Source organism: Xenorhabdus yunnanensis, assembly GCF_028598805.1.
GTDB lineage: Bacteria > Pseudomonadota > Gammaproteobacteria > Enterobacterales > Enterobacteriaceae > Xenorhabdus > Xenorhabdus yunnanensis.
On sequence record NZ_JAQRFI010000001.1, the window covers coordinates 124,454 to 149,293 of the forward strand.

General features: G+C 40.9%; 19 protein-coding genes, 1 other RNA gene and 1 pseudogene. 15 read left to right on the forward strand and 6 right to left on the reverse strand.

Annotated features, from left to right (window positions below; genetic code table 11):
* Positions 1-63 precede the first annotated feature (63 nt).
* The 9 genes from bolA (at position 64) to PSI23_RS00550 (ending at position 10,612) form a co-directional block, all read left to right on the forward strand.
* Positions 64-387: a transcriptional regulator BolA gene (bolA, locus tag PSI23_RS00510; protein ID WP_273553222.1), complete on the forward strand. Its 324-nt coding sequence runs from the start codon at positions 64-66 to the stop codon at positions 385-387.
* Between the two features lie 379 nt (positions 388-766).
* Positions 767-2,071, forward strand: coding sequence for a trigger factor (tig, locus tag PSI23_RS00515; protein ID WP_273553223.1), 1,305 nt, complete (start codon positions 767-769; stop codon positions 2,069-2,071).
* A gap of 260 nt (positions 2,072-2,331) precedes the next feature.
* Positions 2,332-2,955: an ATP-dependent Clp endopeptidase proteolytic subunit ClpP gene (gene clpP / locus PSI23_RS00520; protein ID WP_273553224.1), complete on the forward strand. Its 624-nt coding sequence runs from the start codon at positions 2,332-2,334 to the stop codon at positions 2,953-2,955.
* 134 nt (positions 2,956-3,089) lie between these two features.
* Entirely contained in the window at positions 3,090-4,361 is a 1,272-nt protein-coding gene (clpX, locus tag PSI23_RS00525) for an ATP-dependent protease ATP-binding subunit ClpX (RefSeq protein ID WP_273553225.1), read from the forward strand.
* Positions 4,362-4,569: 208 nt separating this feature from the next.
* Complete coding sequence (gene lon / locus PSI23_RS00530; RefSeq protein ID WP_273553226.1) at positions 4,570-6,924, forward strand: endopeptidase La; 2,355 nt, start codon at positions 4,570-4,572, stop codon at positions 6,922-6,924.
* 274 nt (positions 6,925-7,198) lie between these two features.
* Positions 7,199-7,474 carry a nucleoid-associated protein HU-beta gene (gene hupB, locus PSI23_RS00535; protein WP_444876142.1) on the forward strand — a complete coding sequence of 92 codons (276 nt, stop codon included), beginning with the start codon at positions 7,199-7,201 and terminating at the stop codon, positions 7,472-7,474.
* Positions 7,475-7,649: 175 nt separating this feature from the next.
* Positions 7,650-9,530: a peptidylprolyl isomerase gene (ppiD, locus tag PSI23_RS00540; protein ID WP_273553227.1), complete on the forward strand. Its 1,881-nt coding sequence runs from the start codon at positions 7,650-7,652 to the stop codon at positions 9,528-9,530.
* Between the two features lie 148 nt (positions 9,531-9,678).
* Entirely contained in the window at positions 9,679-10,071 is a 393-nt protein-coding gene (locus tag PSI23_RS00545; protein WP_273553228.1) for a ComEA family DNA-binding protein, read from the forward strand.
* 148 nt (positions 10,072-10,219) lie between these two features.
* Positions 10,220-10,612: an acyl-CoA thioesterase gene (locus PSI23_RS00550; RefSeq protein WP_273553229.1), complete on the forward strand. Its 393-nt coding sequence runs from the start codon at positions 10,220-10,222 to the stop codon at positions 10,610-10,612.
* Between the two features lie 215 nt (positions 10,613-10,827).
* Here PSI23_RS00550 and queC read toward each other — a convergent pair whose 3' ends face one another.
* Complete coding sequence (queC, locus tag PSI23_RS00555) at positions 10,828-11,526, reverse strand: 7-cyano-7-deazaguanine synthase QueC (protein ID WP_273553230.1); 699 nt, start codon at positions 11,524-11,526, stop codon at positions 10,828-10,830.
* A gap of 32 nt (positions 11,527-11,558) precedes the next feature.
* Positions 11,559-12,611, reverse strand: a complete 1,053-nt coding sequence (locus PSI23_RS00560) for a PLP-dependent cysteine synthase family protein (RefSeq protein WP_273553231.1) — start codon at positions 12,609-12,611, stop codon at positions 11,559-11,561.
* Positions 12,612-12,733: 122 nt separating this feature from the next.
* On the opposite strand from PSI23_RS00560, the gene PSI23_RS00565 reads away from it, so the two are divergent.
* The 5 genes from PSI23_RS00565 to amtB all read left to right on the forward strand — a co-directional run bounded on the left by PSI23_RS00565 (position 12,734) and on the right by amtB (position 18,575).
* Positions 12,734-13,204: an Lrp/AsnC family transcriptional regulator gene (locus PSI23_RS00565; RefSeq protein ID WP_273553232.1), complete on the forward strand. Its 471-nt coding sequence runs from the start codon at positions 12,734-12,736 to the stop codon at positions 13,202-13,204.
* A 58-nt stretch (positions 13,205-13,262) separates the two neighbouring features.
* The gene (locus PSI23_RS00570; protein WP_273553233.1) at positions 13,263-15,011 is read left to right on the forward strand and encodes a SmdA family multidrug ABC transporter permease/ATP-binding protein; all 1,749 of its coding nucleotides are present in this window, start codon (positions 13,263-13,265) and stop codon (positions 15,009-15,011) included.
* On the forward strand, positions 15,004-16,773 hold the full coding sequence (locus PSI23_RS00575) for a SmdB family multidrug efflux ABC transporter permease/ATP-binding protein (RefSeq protein ID WP_273553234.1): 1,770 nt from the start codon (positions 15,004-15,006) through the stop codon (positions 16,771-16,773). Before PSI23_RS00570 ends, PSI23_RS00575 begins: the two co-directional genes overlap by 8 nt.
* A 167-nt stretch (positions 16,774-16,940) precedes the next feature.
* Positions 16,941-17,279 carry a P-II family nitrogen regulator gene (glnK, locus tag PSI23_RS00580; RefSeq protein WP_273553235.1) on the forward strand — a complete coding sequence of 113 codons (339 nt, stop codon included), beginning with the start codon at positions 16,941-16,943 and terminating at the stop codon, positions 17,277-17,279.
* A gap of 15 nt (positions 17,280-17,294) precedes the next feature.
* Positions 17,295-18,575, forward strand: a complete 1,281-nt coding sequence (gene amtB / locus PSI23_RS00585; RefSeq protein ID WP_373567253.1) for an ammonium transporter AmtB — start codon at positions 17,295-17,297, stop codon at positions 18,573-18,575.
* A 152-nt stretch (positions 18,576-18,727) separates the two neighbouring features.
* Here the strand turns inward: amtB and tesB are convergent, their stop codons facing one another.
* Positions 18,728-19,585: an acyl-CoA thioesterase II gene (gene tesB / locus PSI23_RS00590; RefSeq protein ID WP_273553236.1), complete on the reverse strand. Its 858-nt coding sequence runs from the start codon at positions 19,583-19,585 to the stop codon at positions 18,728-18,730.
* Positions 19,586-20,230: 645 nt separating this feature from the next.
* On the opposite strand from tesB, the gene ffs reads away from it, so the two are divergent.
* Positions 20,231-20,327: signal recognition particle sRNA small type (ffs, locus tag PSI23_RS00595), an RNA gene on the forward strand.
* Positions 20,328-20,410: 83 nt separating this feature from the next.
* On the opposite strand, the gene hha is transcribed toward ffs, so the two are convergent.
* The 3 genes and pseudogenes from hha to PSI23_RS00610 form a co-directional block, all read right to left on the reverse strand.
* Positions 20,411-20,614: a hemolysin expression-modulating protein Hha gene (hha, locus tag PSI23_RS00600; RefSeq protein ID WP_010845060.1), complete on the reverse strand. Its 204-nt coding sequence runs from the start codon at positions 20,612-20,614 to the stop codon at positions 20,411-20,413.
* Between the two features lie 47 nt (positions 20,615-20,661).
* A pseudogene (gene tomB / locus PSI23_RS00605) lies at positions 20,662-21,034 on the reverse strand (Hha toxicity modulator TomB).
* 642 nt (positions 21,035-21,676) lie between these two features.
* Complete coding sequence (locus tag PSI23_RS00610) at positions 21,677-24,826, reverse strand: efflux RND transporter permease subunit (protein ID WP_273553237.1); 3,150 nt, start codon at positions 24,824-24,826, stop codon at positions 21,677-21,679.
* Between the last annotated feature and the right edge of the window lie 14 nt (positions 24,827-24,840).

A 24,840-nucleotide genomic window follows, 5' to 3' on the forward strand; every position in this document is an offset into this window, starting at 1 on the left:
GGGAAATAAAATAGAATCAATTACTTGGTTGATAAGTAATCTTTGGTGATTTAGGAGAATGAGATGGTTCGTCAAGAAATAGAAGCAAAATTACAGGCGGCATTTAAGCCTTCTCATCTGGAAGTGATCGATGAAAGTTATCGTCACAATGTGCCAGCGGGTTCTGAAAGCCATTTTAAAATCATTGTGGTAAGCAATGATTTTGTTGAACAAAGAATGCTTAATCGCCACCGCTCAATATATAGTGCCTTGGCTAAAGAACTAGAGGAAGGAGTGCATGCATTGGCGCTTCATACTTATACGGAAAAGGAATGGGCAGAACTGGGAGATACCGTTCTGGCTTCTCCGGAGTGTCGCGGTGGGAGTGCAACGACGTCAATCTTATGATTTTTCGGGATAATCTAATAGATTGTTTGTCTTTATTTTATTAATCTAGCTTTAATTTTGAAAACAGCCTTCGGGCTGTATTTTTGTTTATGTAGCAAGTGCATAAACAATAAAGTGATGTAATCATTGAGCAACGTTTATTGCATATGTCGACGAATCATGCATGCTTTTGTCTGCAATTCTCGACTCATACTGTCTGCGTCGCTATAATGTTCCGTCTAAATTTTTAGAATGGTTTCGGGACGCTTCTGATCACAGGGATTCTCGGTTTTTAAATGCGACCGCCCCGGTTCTTAAAGAGTGCTGCAATTAGCTTGTTTTTAAGCATTGCAGCCATTCTGAAGTTGACCGAGCACTATGATTTTTTTGAGGTAACAAGATGCAAGTTTCTGTTGAAACCACTCAAGGCCTTGGGCGTCGTGTGTCAATCACCGTTCCTGCTGCCGATATCGAAAAAGCAGTTAACAGTGAACTGGTTAATGTAGCAAAGAAAGCCCGTATCGACGGCTTCCGTAAGGGAAAAGTGCCAATGAAGATCGTTCAGCAGCGTTATGGCGCTTCTGTTCTTCAGGATGTTCTGGGTGATTTGATGCAGCGCAATTTCATCAATGCGATCATTGAGCAGAAAATCAATCCAGCAGGCGCACCAAGCTACAAACCTGAACAGTTTAAAGAAGGTGAAGACTTCACTTATGCAGTTGAATTTGAAGTTTATCCAGAAATTGAACTGAAAGGTCTGGAAGAAATCGAAGTTGAAAAACCTGTTGTTGAAGTTAAAGATGCAGACGTTGACAACATGCTGGACACTTTGCGTAAGCAGCAGGCAAATTGGAAAGAAACTGATGAAGCAGCCACTGCTGAAGATCGCGTAACTGTTGATTTCATTGGTTCTATTGATGGTGAAGAGTTCGAAGGCGGTAAATCAACTGATTTCGTTCTGGCAATGGGTCAGGGTCGTATGATCCCAGGTTTTGAAGACGGTGTCGTTGGCCACAAAGCTGGTGAAGAGTTTACCATTGATGTGACATTCCCTGAAGATTACCATGCAGAAAATCTGAAAGGTAAAGCTGCGAAGTTCGTGATCAATCTGAAAAAAATTGAACAGCGTGAACTGCCAGAGTTAACTGAAGAGTTCATCAAGCGTTTTGGTATTGCTGACGGTACTGTTGAAGGTCTGCGTGCTGAAGTTCGCAAGAATATGGAACGTGAACTGAAAAATACTGTTCGTAATAACATCAAAACTCAGGTTCTTGATGGTTTGGTTAAGGCTAACGAAGTTGAAGTTCCTGCGACAGTTGTTGATGGTGAAATCGATGTACTGCGTCGTCAGGCTGCTCAGCGTTTTGGTGGCAACGAACAACAAGCTCTGGAACTGCCACGTGAACTGTTTGAAGAGCAGGCTAAACGCCGCGTTGTTGTTGGTTTGTTGTTAGGCGAAGTTATCAGCAGCAATGAGCTGAAAGTCGAAGAAGAGCGCGTTATCGCGTTGATCGAAGAGATGGCAGCTGCTTACGAAGATCCAAAAGAAGTTGTTGATTACTACAGCAAAAACAAAGAAATGATGAACAATATTCGCAACATTGCTTTAGAAGAGCAGGCTGTGGAACTTGTTTTGAGCAAAGCGAAAGTTTCTGAAAAAGAAACTGGCTTCAATGATCTTATGAACCAAAATCAAATGGCATAAGTTTCATTTATTGATTGCCTGAGATGATAAAATCTCGCTCTCAATAAAGTAAACCCGCAGGCTATGCTTGCGGGTTTTTTATTGTCCTTGAAAAAAACAGATTTAACCTCATATCCTTTCTTACTATTATGTAAGAGCTTACTACTTTTTAGAGGGGGAAAATCCCCTTGTTAGTTAACTTTGGATCATAGTCATCATTGCTTATCTCGAGTAGAATCAGTTATGAATGGCACCAGCGTGAGTTCTATTAGGAGACGGAAATGTCATACAGTGGCAAGCAAGATAAAGATGCACCTAACATGTCTTTGGTGCCGATGGTGGTTGAACAAACGGCGCGTGGAGAACGTGCATTTGATATCTACTCCCGCTTATTAAAAGATCGTATTATTTTTATGACTGGGCCTGTTGAAGATCATATGGCGAACTTGATTGTTGCCCAAATGTTATTCTTGGAAGCAGAAAATCCAGAAAAAGATATTCATTTATATATCAACTCACCGGGTGGGGTTATTACGGCGGGCATGTCTATTTATGACACGATGCAGTTTATCAAACCAGATGTGAGTACTATTTGTATGGGGCAGGCTTGTTCAATGGGGGCATTCCTGCTGACCGCTGGAGCAAAAGGTAAGCGTTTCTGTCTACCAAATTCCAGAGTTATGATTCACCAGCCATTAGGTGGTTTCCAAGGGCAGGCGACTGACATTGAAATCCATGCGCAGGAAATACTCAAAGTTAAAGCTCGTATGAACGAATTGATGGCGAAGCATACCGGGCAATCACTTGAGAAGATTGTTGAGGATACAGAACGTGATCGTTTCTTGTCAGCCGAGGAGGCCGTAGGATACGGACTGGTTGATAGTGTATTCACCCAGCGCAACTAATTATTAATAATTACTTTATTACTCCGATACTAGCGTTTCTTGACGTTGACGCCAAAAACCAGACGGAGTAATAACAGCGTTTTTTCTGTTATGCCGGATAAACGGGATAACAGCTCATAAAGTGAGGTTGACTGATGACAGATAAGCGCAAAGACGGTTCAGGAAAGCTGCTGTATTGCTCTTTCTGCGGGAAAAGCCAACATGAAGTACGGAAATTAATAGCCGGCCCGTCAGTGTATATCTGCGATGATTGTATCGGTTACTGTAATGATATCATTCGCGAAGAAATTAAAGAGGTAGTACCACATCGTGAGCGTAGCGCATTGCCTACTCCTCATGAAATTCGCCAGCATCTGGATGATTACGTCATTGGTCAGGAAGCAGCGAAAAAGGTGTTAGCAGTTGCTGTCTATAACCATTACAAGAGACTACGTAATGGTGACTCCAGTAACGGTGTGGAACTTGGTAAAAGTAATATTCTGTTGGTTGGCCCGACAGGTAGCGGTAAGACGTTGTTAGCAGAGACATTGGCTCGCTATTTAGATGTTCCGTTTACTATGGCTGATGCCACGACATTGACCGAAGCAGGTTATGTTGGGGAAGACGTAGAAAATATTATTCAGAAACTTCTGCAAAAATGTGATTACGATGTGCAGAAAGCACAACGTGGTATCGTATATATTGATGAAATAGATAAAATTTCCCGTAAGTCTGATAACCCTTCAATTACTCGTGATGTATCGGGAGAAGGTGTTCAGCAGGCTCTGTTGAAACTGGTTGAAGGTACTGTGGCTGCAGTTCCACCTCAAGGTGGTCGTAAACATCCACAACAGGAATTTTTGCAAGTTGATACTTCCAAGATCCTGTTTATTTGTGGGGGAGCGTTCGCAGGTTTGGACAAAGTTGTTAGCCAGCGTTTGAATGTCAGTTCAGGTATTGGTTTTAGTGCTACAGTTAAAGGCGAATCGGAGAAAGCAACAGAAGGTGAATTGCTGGCTCAGGTTGAACCGGAAGATTTGATCAAATTTGGGTTAATTCCTGAATTTATTGGTCGTCTTCCAGTCGTGGCATCGCTGACTGAACTCAATGAAGAAGCACTGATTCAAATTCTACAGGAACCGAAAAATGCGCTGACCAAACAGTATCAGGCCCTGTTTAATCTTGAGGGTGTTGAACTTGAGTTCAGAAAAGAAGCATTGACTGCTATAGCGAAAAAAGCAATGGCGCGTAAAACTGGTGCCCGTGGTCTTCGTTCAATTGTTGAAGGAGTCCTGCTGGATACAATGTACGACCTGCCATCAATGGAACACGTAGAGAAAGTTGTCGTTGATAAAACGGTTGTTGAAGATAGTTCCGCACCATTATTGATATATAGCAAGCCGGATGCCCAAGTTTCTGGTGAGTGAGGAAAATAGGGTAGGAAGTGCTGATTATCAATATGCATTGAAAAAACAAAATGAGGGATTCTCCCTCATTTTGTTTTTTGCAGGTATAGGCTATTGAATGTCAGATTCCTGTCCCCATATATTTTGTATTCTTTGAAGTGAAACTCGTGAAAACCGTGTTTCACGAGATTCCTAAAAACTGGCGAAAGCTAAACGAAGAGAGAGCTCTATGAATCCTGAGCGTTCCGAACGCATAGAAATCCCTGTATTGCCTTTGCGCGATGTAGTGGTTTACCCACATATGGTGATCCCTCTGTTTGTTGGGCGTGAGAAGTCGATTCATTGCCTAGAAGCAGCAATGGAGCATGACAAACAAGTCATGTTGGTCGCGCAAAAAGAAGCATCTACTGATGAGCCGGGAGTCAATGATCTTTTCTCCGTAGGTACAGTAGCTTCTGTTTTACAGATGCTAAAATTGCCGGATGGTACAGTAAAAGTTCTGGTTGAAGGTTTGCAGCGTGCCCGTATTACCACGTTGACGGATAATGGCGAATATTTTTATGCGCAAGTTGAATATCTTGAATCCCCTGAAGTTGATGAACGTGAGCAAGAAGTTCTGGTAAGAACAGCTATTAATCAGTTTGAAGGCTATGTCAAACTGAATAAAAAGATCCCACCAGAAGTATTGACATCGTTGCACAGTATTGAAGATGCGGCAAAGTTGGCAGATACCATCGCTGCACATATGCCTTTGAAAATCAATGATAAGCAGGCAGTTTTAGAAATGTCTGATATTATTGAGCGCATTGAATATCTGATTGCAATGATGGAATCAGAAATCGATCTGCTACAGGTAGAAAAACGTATCCGTAATCGCGTTAAAAAACAGATGGAAAAAAGCCAGCGCGAGTATTACCTGAATGAGCAAATGAAAGCGATCCAGAAAGAATTGGGTGAGATGGATGATGCGCCTGATGAACATGAGACGCTAAGACGCAAGATCGAAGACGCGAAAATGCCGAAAGAGGCACGTGAAAAAGCCGAAGCTGAGTTGCAGAAATTAAAAATGATGTCTCCTATGTCAGCTGAAGCAACGGTTGTTCGTAGTTATATTGATTGGATGGTGCAAGTTCCTTGGGTTTCACGTAGCAAGGTAAAAAAAGATTTAGTAAAAGCTCAGGAAGTGCTGGATATAGACCATTATGGTTTGGAACGCGTCAAAGAGCGTATTCTTGAATATCTCGCGGTACAGAGCCGTGTTAGCAAGATCAAGGGGCCAATACTCTGTCTGGTAGGGCCTCCTGGAGTAGGTAAAACCTCATTAGGTCGCTCTATCGCACGCGCAACTGGGCGTAAATATGTGCGTATGGCATTAGGTGGAGTACGTGATGAAGCGGAAATCCGTGGGCATCGCCGCACCTATATTGGCTCGATGCCGGGCAAATTAATCCAGAAAATGTCCAAAATAGGGGTTAAAAATCCACTGTTCTTATTGGATGAAATTGACAAAATGTCATCCGACATGCGTGGCGATCCAGCTTCAGCGTTGTTGGAAGTACTTGATCCTGAACAAAACGTGGCATTTAACGATCATTATCTTGAAGTTGATTATGATCTCTCCGATGTCATGTTCGTGGCAACATCTAACTCTATGAATATCCCGGCTCCATTGCTGGATCGTATGGAAGTCATTCGTCTATCGGGTTATACCGAAGATGAGAAATTAAATATTGCCAAACGTCATTTGTTACCAAAACAGATTGAGCGTAACGCTTTGAAAAAAGGCGAATTGACTATAGATGATGGCGCAATTATTGGCATTATCCGTTACTACACTCGTGAGGCTGGCGTTCGTAGTTTGGAACGTGAAATCTCTAAATTGTGTCGTAAAGCAGTCAAAGCATTATTGATGGATAAGAAACTTAAGCACATCGAAATCAACGCGGAAAATTTGAAAGATTATCTGGGTGTGCAGCGAGTGGATTATGGTCGTGCTGATACAGAAAATCGAGTTGGTCAAGTAACAGGTCTGGCGTGGACAGAAGTCGGTGGTGATTTGCTGACGATTGAAACAGCCAGTGTACCGGGTAAAGGTAAGTTAACTTATACCGGTTCATTGGGTGAAGTGATGCAGGAATCTATCCAAGCGGCATTAACTGTTGTTCGGGCTCGTGCTGATAAGCTGGGGATCAGTTCTGATTTCCATGAAAAACGTGATATTCATGTCCATGTACCGGAAGGTGCGACACCAAAAGATGGCCCAAGTGCGGGGATTGGAATGTGCACGGCATTGGTTTCTTGCCTGACGGGTAATCCAGTTCGTGCTGATGTAGCCATGACGGGGGAAATTACTCTGCGTGGTTTAGTTTTGCCAATCGGTGGCCTAAAAGAGAAACTACTGGCGGCGCATCGTGGGGGAATTAAAACGGTAGTGATCCCAGATGATAATAAGCGAGATTTGGAAGAAATCCCACAGAATGTGATCCAAGATTTGGAGATCCATCCGGTTAAGCGTATAGAAGATGTTTTATCTATCGCTTTGCAAGAATCAGTATTTGGTGCAGAAGTAGTATCACTAAAGTAGTACAAAAATAGTGGGCTAACTCAAGAACTATATATAAAATATAGGTTGGTGAGTAAATTCAGACTTGCCAGCCTTTTTTTGTGTCACTAAGTTAGATTAGTCTGATTATCTGATTATCTGATTATCTGATTATCTGATTATCTGATTAAATATTTTGCTGTTCGATGATTTCTTGCTAATACTGGAAAGGATTAATATGACGGCATAACAGCTGTGTTATCTGTTATAAATCGGTTTTCGTTACTATAGTAAAACTAAAATGGGGATGATAAGAGTGAATAAATCACAACTGATCGATAAAATTGCTGCTGATGTAAACATTTCTAAAGCAGCAGCAGGACGTGTAGTAGATGCATTCATTTCTTCAGTATCTGGTGCATTGAAAGACGGTGATGATGTCGCTTTAGTGGGGTTCGGTACATTTACTGTGCGTGAACGCGCTGCACGTACAGGACGCAACCCTCAGACAGGCAAGGAAATTGAGATTGCAGCAGCAAAAGTACCTTCTTTCCGATCTGGAAAGAGTTTAAAAGATGCTGTTAATAGTTAATGAGCAGAAAACAGGCTCTGGTTTTTTGTTATCGCGGTAAACTTCAACTGACTAGGCCGTGTTGATAGTCTAGAATATAAGCGCATCAATTGATTGGTGCGCTTTTTTTCTCTTAGCGTTTGAATTAGCGTAATATGACAGTTTCTTTTTCACTAAAGCGGAGTTTTACGTCTTTATGATGGACAACCTACGCACGGCGGCGAACGGTCCTGTGCTCAAAATTGTGTTGGCTCTAATTATCCTGACTTTTTTGTTGACTGGTGTAACAGGTTACCTGTCAAGTGAAAGTGGTAGTTATGCTGCCAAAGTGAATGGCCAAACCATTAGTCGTGCTCAGCTGGAGCAGGCATTTTTACAAGAAAAAAATGCTCAGCAGGAGAAGCTGGGAGATAAGTTCTCAACTTTGTTAAGCGATGAACAGAGGCTACAGCAGCTTCGTCGCCATTCATTGGAGAAACTCATTAATGCTACTTTGATTGAGCAATATGTCCATAAGCTGGGTTTATCAGCAAGTGATGAGCAGGTTGCACAGGAGATACGTAATCTACCGTTTCTCCAAATTGATGGTAAATTTGACAACAACAAATATCAGGATTATTTAAACTTGCTTGCCCGTTCAAACATCAGCCCTGATAGTTTTGCGGAACAGATTCGTCAGGAGCTGATTAATCGTCAATTGGAGCAAGTCCTTATCGGTGCAGAAATTGCATTACCGACAGAAATAAAACAGGAAGCAGCACTACTTTTTCAAGAAAGAACAGTACATTTTGCTACCCTTGAGTTGAAATCAATTGAAGCAAAGCAAACTGTGACGGATGAAGAGCTGAAAAATTACTATGATGCAAATAGTAAGCATTTCACTGTGCCAGAAAAAGTTAAAGTCAGTTACATCAAAATGGATGCTGCCAATGAGCTGAAGAACGTAACTGTATCTGACACTGATATTGAAAAGTACTATAAAGACAATTTGTCGCAATACACAAAGCTTGAACAGAAGAAGTATAGCTTTATTCAACTGGCTTCAGATTCTGCTGCTAAATCGATTTTGGATGAGTTAAAGAAAGGGGCTGATTTTAGTCAATTGGCATCAGAAAAATCGACAGACAAATTTTCTGCGCAAAAAGGTGGTGATCTTGGTTGGATGGAAGAAAACTCCTTACCTAATGAGCTTAAATCAGCAAATTTGACACAGAAAGGGCAGCTTTCGGATGTGATCAAATTATCTAATGGATATGCAATCTTCCGTTTGGATGATATTAAACCTCAGGAAGTTAAACCATTGGTGGATATACGTCCTGAAATAGAAAAAATTGTCAAACAGGAAAAAGCAGTTGATGCGTTCTATGCATTACAGAGAAAAGTGAGTGATGCCGCCGCTAATGATAATGAATCTTTGGCAGTAGCAGAAAAAGCGGCAGGTTATCAGGTCGTGACCACTGACTGGTTTGATCGTGAGAATGTTCCCGCTGACATTAATTTCAGCCAAGTTGTTCAGGCCATTTTCTCTGGCAATTTGATTGATGATAAAGGAGCGACAGGAATTAACTCTGATGTCATTTCAGTGGAAGGCGACAGAGCCTTTATAGTGCGTGTTGACGATTTTAAAGCTGAAACAGTCCAGCCGTTTGAACAGGCTAAATCTGAGGTAGCTGAATTGGTGAAACGCCAAAAAGCGGAAAAACAACTTCAGGTTGAAAGTGAAAAACTACTGGCTGCTCTGAAAGAAGGTAAAGGCGAGCAAGCATTGAAAACCGCAGGAATTCAGTTCGCACAACCTACTGTGATAAAAAATCAGTCACAAACCAACCAAGCTACCGATGTGGCATTCACTTTACCGCATCCTAAAGAAGGTAAGCCTGTATATGGGTTAGCTCAAGACGAGCTTGGTAACGCTGTGCTTATCCAATTGGATAAAGTGGTTCCGGGTTCTATTACAGATGAGCAGCTCAAACAATATATGATGGGTTATCAGTATCAGACTGGCGCAAGCATGCTGGAGTCACTAATAATGAACTTACGTAGTGAGGCGGATATTAAGTTCGGTCAAATTGAATAAAATTGCGAAGTTACTCGCATCTGTTTGTGCAAAATCGTAATTGAAAAAGGCCACTTTCGTGGCCTTTCGCATATTTGAAACCTGCCTGTTGTCCAGAAATATTGTTGTGGCAATCTTTCGCTCACCAACAAAATATAGAGGGATTTACATGAAATATTTAAGGATATTATTCAATTCATTCATTATGGCATTGTGTATTAGTACGCCATTATCTCATGCCGCTACAGTAAATGAATCTACTGATAAAATGGTGAAACAACCTATTGGTCAGCATAAAATCACTATTGAGAGCAGTGAGATGAAAGAGGGAGGAGAACAAGTTTCAAGTCAGCAAATACAGGGAAAAGGAGTTCTTAATGTCAATACTGCAAATGCAGAAGAGTTGGCTAAAGAGCTCAATGGTATTGGCGCTAAAAAAGCGCAGGCGATTATTGAATATCGTGAAAAATATGGTCCTTTTACAGCTATAGAACAATTGCAAGAAGTTCAAGGCATTGGTCCTATTTTTATAGAAAAAAATCGAGATAAATTAACTTATTAAGTGTTAGGCCCTCTTGTGTATTCAAAGGAATTTTATCAAGAGGGCTGTGACATTGGTCAAGAATAATTCATCAAACACTATTGTAATTAAATTGTTTTGCTATTGTTACACCTTGTCTGGTCGGATGAGTTTAAAGGAAAAAATAGCAATGAGTACGATTATCAAAGTTAGGGGTTATCATATTGATCTTTTCCAGCATGTGAACAATGCCCGCTATTTAGAGTTTCTGGAAGCTGCCCGCTGGGATTTACTTACTGAAGATGACACGCTGGAATGGTTAAATCATAAAAATATTGGTTTTGTTGTGGTGAATATCAATATTAATTATCGTCATCCTGCTGTAATTACAGATGAACTAGAAGTGAAATCTTCTATGCAGGAATTGCGTAATAAAAGCGGCACATTTTTTCAGGAAATTGTACGTAGGAGCGATAACCAAGTGATTGCTGATGCTTTAACTACATTTGTCTGTATTGATTTGAAAACTCAAAAGGCACTGGTTTTAGAAGGTGAATTGCGTAAAAGAATGGAAGCTTATTAAGAGCTACACAGAATAATCATACTGGATATTCTTTAAGCCATTTTTTAACAGAATGGTGTTTTTTAACAAAATAGTATTGAAGTTGTCGTGTAATATGGCAAAGGAACAAATCTAGTTAGCAAGCAGTGAAGTAAGTAATAAATGAAATAATAGCGATGAAATGAGAGGTTCGACGAACCTCTCACAGATAATGTGAATTAGATAAAACGGTGTGACTAACTTAGATGTGTTTTGGATTTCATTTCTAACATAACGGTCTGGGCATTGCTTAAATAATGATTTAATCCTTTAGCCCTGAGGTGGCAGGCAGCACATTCGCTACATCCATCACCCTGAATGCCATTATAGCAAGTGAGGGTTTGATTGCGGACAAAATCCAATTTTTGGTAATACTCTGCCAATGCCCAAGTTTCCGCTTTGTTTAACCACATTAGAGGAGTTTCGAAACGAATATCGCGAGCAATACCAAGGCTGACTGCTTTGTTGAGGGCTTTGACAAACTCATCACGGCAATCAGGGTATCCCGAAAAATCAGTTTCACAAACGCCAGTAATGACGGCTTCAGCTTCAACCTGATAGGCATAAATTGCCGCCAGAGTTAAAAATAAAATATTACGGCCAGGCACAAATGTACTCGGGAGGCCACTTTTTTCACTTTCACTGAAATCAGGTACGGGAATATTGTCTCTTGTCAAGCTGCTGATTGCGAGCTCATTCAATAAAGTAACATCAAGTACTTTGTGGGCAGCGGCTCCCAATTCTTTGCTTATATGACAAGCTACATCAATTTCAGCACGGTGACGCTGTCCATAATCAAAGGTGACACAGTGAACTTCGTCATATTGACGGAGTGCCTGAATTAAACACGTGGTGGAATCCTGCCCACCACTGAATACAACAACGGCTCGTTTCATGATACCTACCTCTGTAAATTGAAGGAGATATGTTACTCATAACCGTTTAACTTGGGTAGTTGTGTTAGATACTGTGTGACATCACCGATATTATTGCGAACCCACTCTGGGTTGTAATAAGTATCAAGGTAGCGCTCTCCACTATCACAGAGTAATGTCACGATTGCCCCTTGTTGGTTGTTATCGTGCATTTGCTTGGCGAGTTGTAACACTCCCCAAACGTTAGTTCCGGTTGATGCTCCGGTTTTTCTGCCAATTAATTTTTCAAGCCAATAAATGGTAGCAATAGTGGCAGAATCGGGAACTTGGATCATTTCATTGATAACTGTAGGAATAAAAGAAGGTTCTACGCGTGGACGGCCAATGCCTTCTATTTTGCTGCCTGTACTTCCACAAATATCACGGCGGTTCTGATGATAGCAATCGTAGAAGACGGAGTTTTCAGGATCGACAACAATGAGTTTGGTGTTATATCCCTGATAGCGAATATAGCGACCAAGAGTTGCAGATGTACCACCGGTTCCTGCACTCATAACAATATAAGTTGGCTCAGGAAAGGGTTCTAGTTGCATCTGACGGAAAATGCTTTCTGCAATATTATTGTTTCCTCGCCAGTCAGTTGCTCGTTCAGCATAGGTAAACTGATCCATATAATGACCATTAAGCTCTTTTGCCAGACGTTCTGATTCTTGATAAATCAAGGCGGAATGTTCTACAAAATGGCATTTACCGCCATAGAACTCAATTTCTTGAATTTTGCGCTTAGCTGTGCAGGAGGGCATTACTGCAATAAAAGGTAAACCAAGTAAGCGAGCAAAATAAGCCTCTGAAACAGCAGTACTTCCGGATGAAGCTTCAATAATAGGGGTTCCTTCCTTAATCCAACCATTAGTAAGTGCGTAAAGGAATAGGGAACGTGCAAGCCGATGTTTGAGGCTGCCTGTGGGATGAGTGCTCTCATCTTTAAGGTAGAGATGAATGCCCGGAAACATTGGGAGATTAAGGCGAATTAGGTGTGTATCAGCACTGCGTTGATAATCAGCTTGAATAGCTTTTATGGCATTTGTAGCCCATAAAGATGACATAAATTGACCCTGAATAATAATACCGTAATGGCGTATAGATTACCCTTACATTAAGAGAAATAGATTGTTATTTTTCTGCGTTTATCCGTTATATTTGGGAAATATTTCTATAGGATTTAGATATGCTAGACAAAATAGACCGTAAGCTACTGGAACTGCTTCAACAGGACTGTAGTCTATCACTGAATGCACTGGCTGAAGCTGTTAATTTGACTTCGACACCTTGCTGGAAACGCCTCAGACGACTTGAGGATGAAGGTTATATTGTCGGAAAAGTTGCATTGTTAAATGGGGTAAAACTCGGCTTGGGGCTGACAGTGATAGTAATGATTAAAACTCAGCAACACAGCAGTGAATGGTATGAACAGTTTGTCACTTTTATAAAAGAGATGCCAGAAGTCTTAACATTTTATCGAATGGCTGGTGAATATGATTACCTATTGCATGTAGAAGTTATTGATATGAAAAGTTATGATCGTTTCTATAAACGCATGGTTAATGGGGTTTCTGGTTTGATTGATGTCACCTCTAACTTTGCAATGGAAAAGATAAAATATACAACGGCGCTGCCAATACCAGACTCAGTAATATAAAGATCCTTTTTGATCGGTAGGCGCTAACTCTTTCATTTTTTACCTCGGGAATAGGCGTGTGAGATTATTTTCACAATTAAGCTGGTATTTTATTAGTGAATGGCGGCGCTATTTGGGAGCTGTTATTTTTCTCATCATGATTGCGGTGCTGCAGCTCATTCCTCCCCGTTTGGTTGGAGTTATTGTTGATGGCATTAGCTCAAAAACGATGACATCCCGTCAGCTATTAATGTGGCTAGGGATAATGCTGCTTATTGCTTTGGCAATATATGGCCTGCGATATGTTTGGCGTGTATGGTTGTTCGGTGCTTCTTATCGGCTGGCTGTTAAATTGCGTAGTGATTTCTATTTGCGTCTGAGTAGTCAGAATCCTGAGTTTTATTTGCGCCATAGAACAGGCGATCTTATGGCTCGCGCAACAAATGATGTTGACAGAGTTGTTTTTGCTGCTGGTGAGGGAGTACTGACTCTAGTTGATGCTTTAGTCATGGGGTGTGCTGTCCTAATTGTAATGAGTGTGCAGATCAGTTGGCAATTAACATTGTTATCACTGTTGCCTATGCCGATTATGGCCTTAGCAATTAAACATTATGGTAATCAGCTTCATCACCGTTTTAAATCTGCGCAAGGTGCATTTTCTGTCCTGAATAACCATGCACAGGAAAGTTTGACTAGTATCCGTATGATAAAAGCGTTTGGACTGGAGAAGCTGCAATCCAATCAGTTTGAAGAAGTTGCCATTAATGCTGGGCGTAAAAATATGCATGTTGCACGTGTAGATGCACGTTTTGATCCTACCATTTTCGTTACTATCGCTGTTGCAAACCTCTTGGCTGTAGGAGGAGGCAGTTGGATGGTGGTGAATGGTTCCATGACTCTGGGTGAACTGACCAGTTTTGTGATGTATCTGGGATTGATGATCTGGCCAATGCTGGCATTGGCATGGATGTTTAACATTGTTGAAAGAGGAAGCGCCGCTTATACACGTATCCGTAGTTTGTTGCAGGAACCACTGGTAACCGAAGACGGTGCGCTGTCCTTATCTTCAGGTCGGGGGAGCTTGCAGGCAAATATCAACAGATTTACCTACCCCAGAAATGATAAGCCTATTTTGGAAGGTATCCACTTCCAGTTGGAACCAGGGCAGTTATTGGGGCTTTGTGGGCCTACGGGTACAGGGAAAAGTACTTTATTGGCTTTGTTGCAACGGCAGTTTGATGTAACCGATGGAGATATTCTTTTCCAGTCAAAAAATATTTCTACTCTCCGAATGGAAGAATGGCGTGCTCGATTAGCTATTGTCAACCAAACACCTTTTCTGTTTTCGGATACGGTTGTAGGTAATATTGCGTTAGGACGGCCTGATGCAACTCAAGAGCAAATAGAAGAGGTCGCTCGCCTAGCAAGTGTACATGATGATATTTTGCGACTGCCTCAGGGATATCAAACGGAAGTGGGAGAACGTGGAGTGATGCTTTCTGGTGGGCAAAAACAGCGTATATCCATTGCCAGGGCTTTGCTGTTAGATACGGAGATTTTAATCCTTGATGATGCTCTGTCAGCCGTTGATGGGCACACAGAACACCAGATTATGAAAAATCTCAGCCAATGGCGGCAACAGCGTACCATTATTATCAGTGCGCACCGACTGTCGGCATTAACGGAAGCAGATAATATTTTGGTTATGCAGCATGGTACGATTGCACAGCAGGGTCAGCATAAGCAGCTTATCGCTCAGTTTGGTTGGTATTCCGATATGTATCATTACCAACAACTAGAAGCTGCATTGGATGGTGACAATGACTAAAATTCATATGCGTAAGCTATGGCCATCATTAAAGCGCCTGCTCTCTTACAGTAAAAATTACCGCAAGCCGATGTTAATTGCTGTATTGATGTTATGGATTGCTGCACTGGCAGAAGTGAGTGGACCTCTGCTTGTGAGTTATTTTATCGATAATATGGTAGCAACAGGGAACTTACCGCTTGATGTTGTCGGTGGGCTTGCCGCAACCTTCTTGATTTTGCAGTTTATTTCTGCTGCTTTACACTATTATCAAACGTTATTTTTTAATCAGGCATCTGTGGGAGTGGTGCAGAAGCTTCGTACTGATGTAATGAATTCAGCATTACGTCAGCCATTAAGTGCTTTTGATAATCAGCCAGTTGGACAACTGATATCCCGTGTAACAAATGATACTGAGGTAATTAAGGATCTGTTTGTTAATGTGATCCCGACAGTGTTTCGTTGTGTTGCACTGATTGGAGCTATGCTGATAGCCATGTTTGTTTTGAATTGGCGCATGGCATGTGTTGCGATCATGATATTTCCTGCGGTCTTACTTGTAATGGTGATTTATCAGCGTTTCAGCATCCCAATAGTCAGGCGGGTTCGTGGCTACCTGGCTGACATTAATGATGGCTTTAATGAAGCCATTAATGGAATGACTGTGATTCAGCAGTTTCGTCAGCAAGCTCGTTTTGGTGAGAAAATGTTGGCTACCAACCGAGCACATTATCAGGCTCGCATGCAGGCTTTAAGGTTAGATGGCATCTTGTTGAGACCATTATTAAGCTTTTTTTCCGCCGCAATATTGTGTGGTTTACTTTTATTATTTGGGATCAAAGGCACTGGGATTATTGGTGTTGGTGTACTGTATGCCTTTATTAACTATCTTGGGCGGTTGAATGAACCACTGATTGAATTGACCGCACAGCAATCAGTGTTTCAGCAAGCAGTGGTTTCAGGGGAACGAGTTTTCGAACTTATGGATAGCCCGCAGCAGCAATATGGTGATGATTTGCGAGCGCTAGAGAGTGGCAGAATTGACATTGAAAACTTAAATTTTGCCTACCGTAGTGACAAACTTGTCTTGAATGATATCAACCTGCATGTTCCTCCACATGGGTTTGTGGCTTTGGTTGGGCATACAGGGAGTGGGAAAAGCACTCTGGTCAATTTGATTATGGGATACTATCCGTGGCAAGACGGTGAGATTTATCTTGATGGACGCCCAGTGTCTTCGCTTTCTCATACAGTCCTGCGTAATGGGGTGGCAATGGTGCAGCAAGATCCTGTTGTGCTGGCTGCTTCATTCCTCAACAATATCACACTAGGGCGGGATATCAGTGATGAGAAAATATGGGAAGTGCTGGAATTGGTTCAATTAGCTGACTTTGTCCGTAATTTACCAGATGGTTTGAATTCCGTTTTAGGAGAACAAGGAAATACATTGTCCGCGGGTCAAAAACAGCTTTTGGCAATGGCTAGAGTTTTAGTGCAAACGCCACAGATTCTTATTTTGGATGAGGCAACTGCGAATATTGATTCAGGAACAGAACAATCAGTACAGAAAGCGCTGGGAATGATCCGTAAACAGACAACATTGGTGGTGATTGCCCATCGTCTTTCAACCGTTATCGAGGCTGATTCCATATTAGTGCTGCATCGTGGTGCAATTGTTGAACAAGGGCAGCATCAACAGCTACTGGAAAAGCGTGGGCGCTATTATCAAATGTACCAACTCCAGCAAGTTGGCGAAACTTTGAATGAACCAGTGCACATTTAGTGTGCATTTTAGTATGTATATGGGGGGCAGATGTGTTTTCTGCTCCTTTTTTATCCCTTCTTTAGAAATATTTTTCGATAATAAATTGATTACATTTCATTTTTAACTTCTGGCATATCCCTTGCAATTATTCCCTTGTGCCAACGAGGCAAACAAGCGGGGGATATATGAAGTTAATCACTATCATCATAAAGCCATTTAAGCTGGAAGAAGTGCGGGAGGCTCTTGCTGATATAGGTATACAAGGTATGACTATAACAGAAGTAAAGGGCTTTGGACGTCAAAAAGGCCATTCCGAACTTTATCGGGGTGCTGAATACAACGTTAATTTTTTGCCCAAAGTTAAGATTGATATTGCTACCAGTGATGAGCGAGTTGAAGAAATTATCCATATTGTTCAACAGACTGCTTTCACAGGGAAGATGGGGGATGGAAAAATATTTCTCTTTGAATTACAGCATGTTGTCCGGATCAGGACGGGCGAAATAAATGATTTAGCACTATAAATGGAGGAATGAAAAATGAATAAAAAATTTTTATCTATGGCGTTTATTGCGACCAGTTTTCCTTCATTTGCTTTTGCTACGGAAAACAAGCTCGATAAAGCAGATACGGTATTCATGTTGATAAATACGGTACTTGTACTTTTTATGACTATACCCGGTATTGCCTTGTTTTATGGGGGCTTACTACGCCGCAAAAATGTTTTGTCACTGATGTCACAGGTTATTGTCAGCTTTTCATTGGTTTGTGTGCTCTGGGTTATTTACGGGTATAGCATGACTTTTGGAATAGGTAATTCTTTTTGGGGTGGCTTTGATCAGGTCATGTTGAAAAATATATCTATAAATGATCTAAATGGTGGTTTTTATCAGTTGATTCATGTTGTTTTCCAAGGTGCATTTGCGTGTATTACTGTTGCTTTGGTTGTAGGGGCTTTATGTGAAAGAGTTCGTTTTTCAGCCTTGCTGATTTTTAGTGCATTGTGGTTGACAGCATCCTATATTCCCATGGCCCATATGGTGTGGGGAGGTGGTTGGCTTGCTAAGGATGGAGCTTTGGATTTTGCTGGTGGGACTGTTGTTCACATCAATGCGGCAGTAGCAGGGCTAGTTGGTGCTTACTTACTTGGAAAGCGTTCAGGCTTTGGGCGGGAAGCATTTAAACCTCATGACTTATCGATGACTTTTATTGGAACAGCGATCCTTTACATTGGTTGGTTTGGCTTTAATGTGGGATCTGCGGGAACAGTGAATGGTGTCTCAGCATTAGCTCTAGTGAATACGGTGGTAGCAACGGCAGGAGCGGTATTGTCATGGGTTTTCTCTGAGTGGTTGTTTCGCCAGAAACCTTCGCTTTTAGGGGCATGTTCCGGATGTATTTCTGGTTTAGTGGTCATTACGCCTGCTGCTGCAACAGTTGGAATTGGTGGAGCATTGGTAATGGGGCTGATTGCAGGCATTACAGGCTTATGGGGTGTGGTCATATTGAAGAAATGGTTGCGTGTTGATGATGTTTGTGATGTTTTCGGGATACACGGAGTATGCGGCATCGTTGGTTGTGTGTTGACTAGTATTTTTACTTCATCCACTTTAGGTGGAACAGGCTTTCCCGAAGGAATGACAATGCTAAGACAGTTTGGCATTCAGGTTATTAGTATATTGGTCTGTATAGCTTGGTCATCAATAGCGGCTTATATTTCATTTAAGATCGCGGATAAATTGGTTGGGTTACGCATTAGTATTGAAGCAGAAAGGGAAGGACTTGATATTACTTCACATGGTGAAAGCGCTTATAACTAAGCATTTTTACTTGTTTGAAAATAGGCGTGCCGTGCCGTATTAACAGAAAGGTCAGTAATAAAAATTCTAGTAACAAAAAATCAGTAATGGGATAACAGTAAGAGAGTTGTTCTGATTTCTGTTATTACGGCATACGGTATTGATTCAATTCATTATAGCTTTCGGATTACTCCCTCCTGAACAGCAGAAGCGATAAGCACACCTGAACGGTTATAGATATACCCACGAACAAAACCACGGGCACCTGATGCTGATGGACTTTCGATTGAATAAAGTAACCAATCATCCATACTAAAAGGGCGGTGATACCACATTGAGTGGTCAATTGTGGCTATTTGCATATTTTTTTCCATAAACTCTTCTACACCATGAGGCTGTAATGCTGTGGGTAGAAAATTGAAATCTGATGCATAGCCCAGCAAACAATGATGAATGAATGGATCTTCTGGCATTTTTCCATTGCTACGGAACCAAACATAACGCACGGGGACTTGGGATGAATGATTGGGTAGCTTTTGAAGGGGAACAAGCCTCATTTCCAACGGTGCTACGGAAAAAGTTTTTTTTAATTGAGTAGAGAGTGAGTTAGCCATTTTTTTCACAATTTCCTCTTGGGACTCTAACTCTTCGGGAGGGGGGATCAGAGGCATGGTATTTTGGTGTTTAAAACTTACTTCATGCCCTTGAAAGGAAGCCGTCATATAAAAAATAGGACGACCATTTTGTATTGCGCTGACACGGCGGGCACTGAAACTTTTTCCATCACGTAATATTTCAACATCATATACAATGGGTTTATGGCTATCACCTGGGCGTAGAAAATAGCTATGGAAAGAGTGAATCATTCTATCATTCGCGACGGTTTGTTTTGCTGCATATAGAGCTTGACCTATTACTTGTCCGCCGAAAACCTGAGGAAATCCTAAGTCTTCACTTTGTCCTCGGTAAATTCCTTCTTCTATTTTTTCTAGGTGTATCAAGTTAATTAAGTATTGTAATGCTTGGCTCATAACATGCCTTTAGTGTTTAAAAGCGTTTGAAAAGTATAGACGAAAGATTATGGATAATAAGTTTTTTATTTAATCGAAAGTAAATGGGGGCATTGTAAATGAAATTATCCTTGTGTTTTTATTTTAGATGTGAATTATTACTGTTAATTTTATCAATGCTTATCAAATAATGCGAATGTATTGTTTTGGCAGTTTGTGTGTTGATTTATATGGTTATTTTTTCTTTTAAGTAATAGAAAATAGGGAAGCGGATATTTGGCTTGGTTATGGCACTGAAATTATGTGATATTTATATGATAAAACAATAATTCATTAATATTATTAAATATATTTATTGTTGCATTTGTTTGCTGTATGTTATGCCCTCTCGTCTACTATGGGCTATTAACTTGGAAAAGTTGAAGAGAATTTCAGGTGTAAAAAAATGCTAAATGTATTTCACTAAGCAAAATCATTAAATAGTAGAATGAAGAAAGATCAGGTAGTAGATGTAGAAATTTTCAGTGCCAAGATTTTGGTTTTGATGGTTTTTACAACGTTACGATTAATAAATCAGCATTCAAATGCTGTTCCCTTGCTATTTCATAATGTTTGAAAGATAATGACCACCGCTTCGAAATTTGAAGCTAATGTCAATGGGGGCTCTGTTGGTTCTCCCGCAACACTAACTTGTTAACTTGGTCAGGTCTGGAAAGAAGCAGCCATAGCAAGGGATGTGTGTGCCGGGATGTCGCTGGCAGAGCCCTCACCAGTTTCAAATTCATCATCAGGTTATTAGCCGATAATAGCTACCGGCTTATTCACTTTCTATCTGAACACTACAGCTTAGCGGACAAACTTCCAAACAGATGATGGGATTTTATCATAAAGTTTATTCATAGTAAGTTCAGCTAAACGGTGGTCAGCCGCGGAGTAGAACAACTCAAGTTCATCATCCGAAAGCTCGTATTTATTTTTTTCAATTACACGTTCCAGTGTTTCAATAGAAGTGCATTTTCTCAAACGCATCAGATAGTCAGTTTTAGTCATAGTCGCTTTATCTTCTTGGGAATAAAAAATAGTTAGAAATATATTTATTAGGTTTTGCTTAAAGAAGCATTCAAATCATGTAACAGAATCTTAGTTAACTGTTCATTTCATTTGTTTTTTGCCATTTTATAAGTTCAATAAAACTTATATTATTACTTTCAAACAAATTATATGTTTCATCTGGATAGTCATCAATTAAGATACTTAGAATGTAGTTGTCTGAGTATTTAATTTTAAAGCTCCAGACAAAAGCTGCAATGTGTTCAATCAACTTGTTTAGTTTTAAGCTTTTCTCAGAGGCCAAATCGTGAATCCAATGATTATCAGTGCGACTCAGGACAGAAAACGCCTCATGAATTAAATTTCACATAAGTATTTTAATTCAGCAACATCATGTCTTCTTGGTGGATATTCGTCCATAATCACCTCCGTAAATGACATATGGCTTATTTGACCTAAGGTTTATAAATGAGCTTATACATGCTAATTATTATAGTCATTCTTTTAGAATAGAGCCTATCAAAACATGATTATTATTTATTAATATTAAAGCTCTGTTTTACGTTCCTGCCAACTGGGTTTTTAAAAATAGCTAATTTACACTTAATTATGGCAAAAACACTTAGTTCTGGCAAAGCTCAGTTTCTGGCAAGTGCTAGCATTCTACTACGTAGGATAGCCATATCTACATATTTTGTTAAAGATATATAGAATTATACTAAGACAGTAGATGTTGTAGCAATAGCACAGGAGTCATTATAGGCGATTATATTACGACTTTCAAAATCAATATAGTGCCATTATTACATATGTGACCACCAAGATGGAACATTTTTTACCATTAACAGTGTGATCAAGAGAAAAATAAGGAAAGTTGCTAACTTATCTTCTGTTTATTATAAAAAACATAAAGATGTTACTTTTTTAAACATAACCTGTCTTTCATAAGTATTTATTTTAATTAGACTATGGATTAATTTTAACGCAGATATTGTAATTCGTTGTTTGGAGAGTTTTTTATCCATTTTAAAAGGCCACATGAGTGGCCTTTTGTAGTTAAATTTAGCGAGGGGTTGAGATATGTTCAATCTCCTCATTTTTCTTTGAGAACCGCCGCTTAATGACAACGAAAAATACAGGGACAAAATAAATTGCTAATGATGTAGCAGCAATCATACCACCCAATACTCCCGTTCCCACGGCATTTTGTGCACCTGAACCTGCGCCATTGCTCAGTACCAGAGGCATAACTCCAAGCATAAAGGCTAAAGAAGTCATCAGGATTGGGCGCAAACGCATTCTAGCAGCATCGAGAGTTGCCTCTATTAATCCTTTTCCTTCTTTCTCTATCAAATCTTTGGCGAACTCTACGATAAGGATGGCATTTTTTGCTGACAACCCGATGGTAGTCAATAAACCAACCTTAAAGTAAACATCATTATCCAGTCCACGCATTGATGTTGCCAGTAATGCACCGATAATCCCCAGAGGGACGACTAACATGACCGAGAACGGAATAGACCAGCTTTCATATAATGCTGCCAGACAAAGGAATACAACGATCAATGACAGTGCATACAGAGCTGGAGCCTGATTACCGGACAGACGTTCTTGATAAGACATTCCAGTCCAGTCATAGCCAATTCCAGGAGGTAACTGTGATGCTAGTTGCTCCATAAGAGCCATTGCATCACCAGTACTTTGTCCATCAGCTGCTTCACCCACAATTTCCATAGAAGGGAGACCATTATAACGTTCCAGACGCGGCGAACCATAAACCCACGGTTCCTTTGATGCATCTATGAACGCAGAAAACGGTACCATTTGACCACGGTAGTTACGGACATACAATTTACTGATATCGCTTGGCAACATACGGAAAGGAGCATCCGCTTGAATATAGACTTTTTTGACACGACCTCGGTCGATAAAGTCATTGATGTAAGCACCACCAAACATCGTACTCAAAGTTGAGTTGATATTGGTCATAGATACACCCAGTGCTTCTGCTTTTTCCTTATCGATATTAATGCGATATTGCTGTGTATCATTTTGCCCATTGGGGCGAACACTCGTCAGCATGTCTGGATGTTGTGCAATCATACCAAGCAATTGGTTGCGTGCTGCTGTCAGTGCTTCATGTCCCAGATTTCCTTTATCAATCAATTGGAAATCAAAACCGGTGGCAGAACCCAACTCTACAATTGAAGGAATATTAAACGCAAAGACGATACCTTCCTTGATTTGAGCAAAATTAGCGTTTGCTCGATCAACAATGGCTGGCACCTTGTCTTTCTGATCTTTACGTTGCTCCCAATCTTTTAAGCTGATAAATGCCAGGCCAGTATTTTGCCCTTGACCACCAAAACCAAAGCCATTAACTGTAAACACAGATTTAACAACATCTTTTTCTTTGGTATAGAAGTAGTCATTAATTTGATTCAATACCTTTTGTGTTTGTTCCTGAGTTGAGCCAGAGGGTAATTGAACCATTGCTAATAAAACACCCTGATCTTCTTCTGGCAGGAAAGAGGAGGGCAGATTTTTAAATATCCAGCCCATGCCAGCGATCAATATGACATAGATCACCAAGTAGCGCCCTGTTCCACGTAACATCCGACCGATACTATCAGTGTAGTGATGTGTGCTCTTTTCAAACAGGCGGTTAAACCAGCCAAAGAATCCTGTATGAGTTCCATGGCTGCCTTTGGCAACAGGTTTGAGCATCGTCGCGCACAGCGCAGGAGTCAGGATTAAGGCCACCAGAACAGACAGTATCATTGCTGAAACGATAGTGATTGAGAACTGGCGGTAAATCGCTCCTGTTGCACCTCCGAAGAATGCCATTGGTACAAATACAGCGGAAAGTACTAGCGCAATACCGACCAGAGCACTTTGTATCTGCCCCATAGATTTTTTGGTGGCTTCTTTCGGTGATAGTCCCTCTTCCTGCATGACTCGTTCGACGTTTTCCACCACAACAATGGCATCATCCACGAGCAGACCTATGGCAAGTACCATGGCAAACATGGTTAATGTATTGATGGAATAGCCAAATGCAGCAAGGATGGCAAATGTACCAAGCAGTACAACCGGAACCGCAATAGTTGGGATTAAGGTGGCCCGGAAGTTTTGCAGGAACAGGTACATGACGATAAACACCAACAGGATGGCTTCTGCTAATGTTTTTACCACTTCGAAAATAGAAATTTTGACGAATGGCGTGGTGTCATATGGATAAACAACCGTCAACCCTCGAGGGAAGAAAGGTTCCATCTCAGTCAGTGCTTCTTTGACTGCTTTGGAGGTATTCAATGCATTGGCACCAGTTGCCAGTTTGATACCAACTCCCGCTGAGGGGTTGCCGTTAAAGCGACCAATGATACTATAATTTTCTGCGCCCAATTCAATGGTAGCAACATCATGCAAGCGAATTTGTGAACCATCAGGATTCATACGCAGCAAAATATTGCCGAATTCTTCTGTTGAATTCAGACGAGTTTGTGCGATTATCGACGCATTTAAACGCTGCCCTGGAACAGGTGGCGTTCCTCCTAATTGCCCGGCTGCAACCTGATTGTTTTGTGCCTTGATTGCACTAATAATATCCTGAGTAGATATTTTATAGTTGAGCAATTTGTCAGGATCGAGCCAAATACGCATGGCATACTGTGTGCCGAAGAGTGTTGTTTCACCTACGCCAGTAACACGGCTCAAGTTATCTTTGACACTGGCCCCGACATAATCGGCGATGTCATCTTGAGTCATGGAACCGTCTTGAGAGATGAAACCGGCCACCATCAAAAATGAGCTGGTGGTTTTATCAACACTGACACCTTGTTGCTGAACTTCTTGAGGCAACAGTGGCATCGCCAATTGCAGTTTATTTTGAACCTGAACTTGCGCGACATCTGGATTTGTATTCGCTTCAAAGGTCAGCGTGATATTCATATATCCTGCAGAATCGCTACTAGAAGACATATACACTAGATTATCGATACCGTTCATATTCTGTTCAATAATCTGTGTTACAGTATTTTGTACTGTTGTGGCGTCAGCTCCAGGGTAAACTGCTGAAATAGAAATGGCGGGTGGAGCAATTGCGGGGTATTGCTCCACGGGTAATTTCATGATTGCCAGCAGGCCAGATAGCATGGTGATGATCGCTATTACCCATGCAAAAATTGGCCGTTCGATAAAAAACTTAGGCATGAATCACCGACTCC

Excerpts from the sequence above, each read along its gene's own strand:
- bolA (WP_273553222.1), top strand. The coding sequence starts at position 64 with ATGGTTCGTCAAGAAATAGAAGCAAAATTACAGGCGGCATTTAAGCCT.
- tig (WP_273553223.1), top strand. The coding sequence starts at position 767 with ATGCAAGTTTCTGTTGAAACCACTCAAGGCCTTGGGCGTCGTGTGTCA.
- clpP (WP_273553224.1), top strand. The coding sequence starts at position 2,332 with ATGTCATACAGTGGCAAGCAAGATAAAGATGCACCTAACATGTCTTTG.
- clpX (WP_273553225.1), top strand. The coding sequence starts at position 3,090 with ATGACAGATAAGCGCAAAGACGGTTCAGGAAAGCTGCTGTATTGCTCT.
- lon (WP_273553226.1), top strand. The coding sequence starts at position 4,570 with ATGAATCCTGAGCGTTCCGAACGCATAGAAATCCCTGTATTGCCTTTG.
- ppiD (WP_273553227.1), top strand. The coding sequence starts at position 7,650 with ATGATGGACAACCTACGCACGGCGGCGAACGGTCCTGTGCTCAAAATT.
- PSI23_RS00545 (WP_273553228.1), top strand. The coding sequence starts at position 9,679 with ATGAAATATTTAAGGATATTATTCAATTCATTCATTATGGCATTGTGT.
- PSI23_RS00550 (WP_273553229.1), top strand. The coding sequence starts at position 10,220 with ATGAGTACGATTATCAAAGTTAGGGGTTATCATATTGATCTTTTCCAG.
- queC (WP_273553230.1), bottom strand. The coding sequence starts at position 11,526 with ATGAAACGAGCCGTTGTTGTATTCAGTGGTGGGCAGGATTCCACCACG.
- PSI23_RS00560 (WP_273553231.1), bottom strand. The coding sequence starts at position 12,611 with ATGTCATCTTTATGGGCTACAAATGCCATAAAAGCTATTCAAGCTGAT.
- PSI23_RS00565 (WP_273553232.1), top strand. The coding sequence starts at position 12,734 with ATGCTAGACAAAATAGACCGTAAGCTACTGGAACTGCTTCAACAGGAC.
- PSI23_RS00575 (WP_273553234.1), top strand. The coding sequence starts at position 15,004 with ATGACTAAAATTCATATGCGTAAGCTATGGCCATCATTAAAGCGCCTG.
- glnK (WP_273553235.1), top strand. The coding sequence starts at position 16,941 with ATGAAGTTAATCACTATCATCATAAAGCCATTTAAGCTGGAAGAAGTG.
- amtB (WP_373567253.1), top strand. The coding sequence starts at position 17,295 with ATGAATAAAAAATTTTTATCTATGGCGTTTATTGCGACCAGTTTTCCT.
- tesB (WP_273553236.1), bottom strand. The coding sequence starts at position 19,585 with ATGAGCCAAGCATTACAATACTTAATTAACTTGATACACCTAGAAAAA.
- hha (WP_010845060.1), bottom strand. The coding sequence starts at position 20,614 with ATGACTAAAACTGACTATCTGATGCGTTTGAGAAAATGCACTTCTATT.
- PSI23_RS00610 (WP_273553237.1), bottom strand. The coding sequence starts at position 24,826 with ATGCCTAAGTTTTTTATCGAACGGCCAATTTTTGCATGGGTAATAGCG.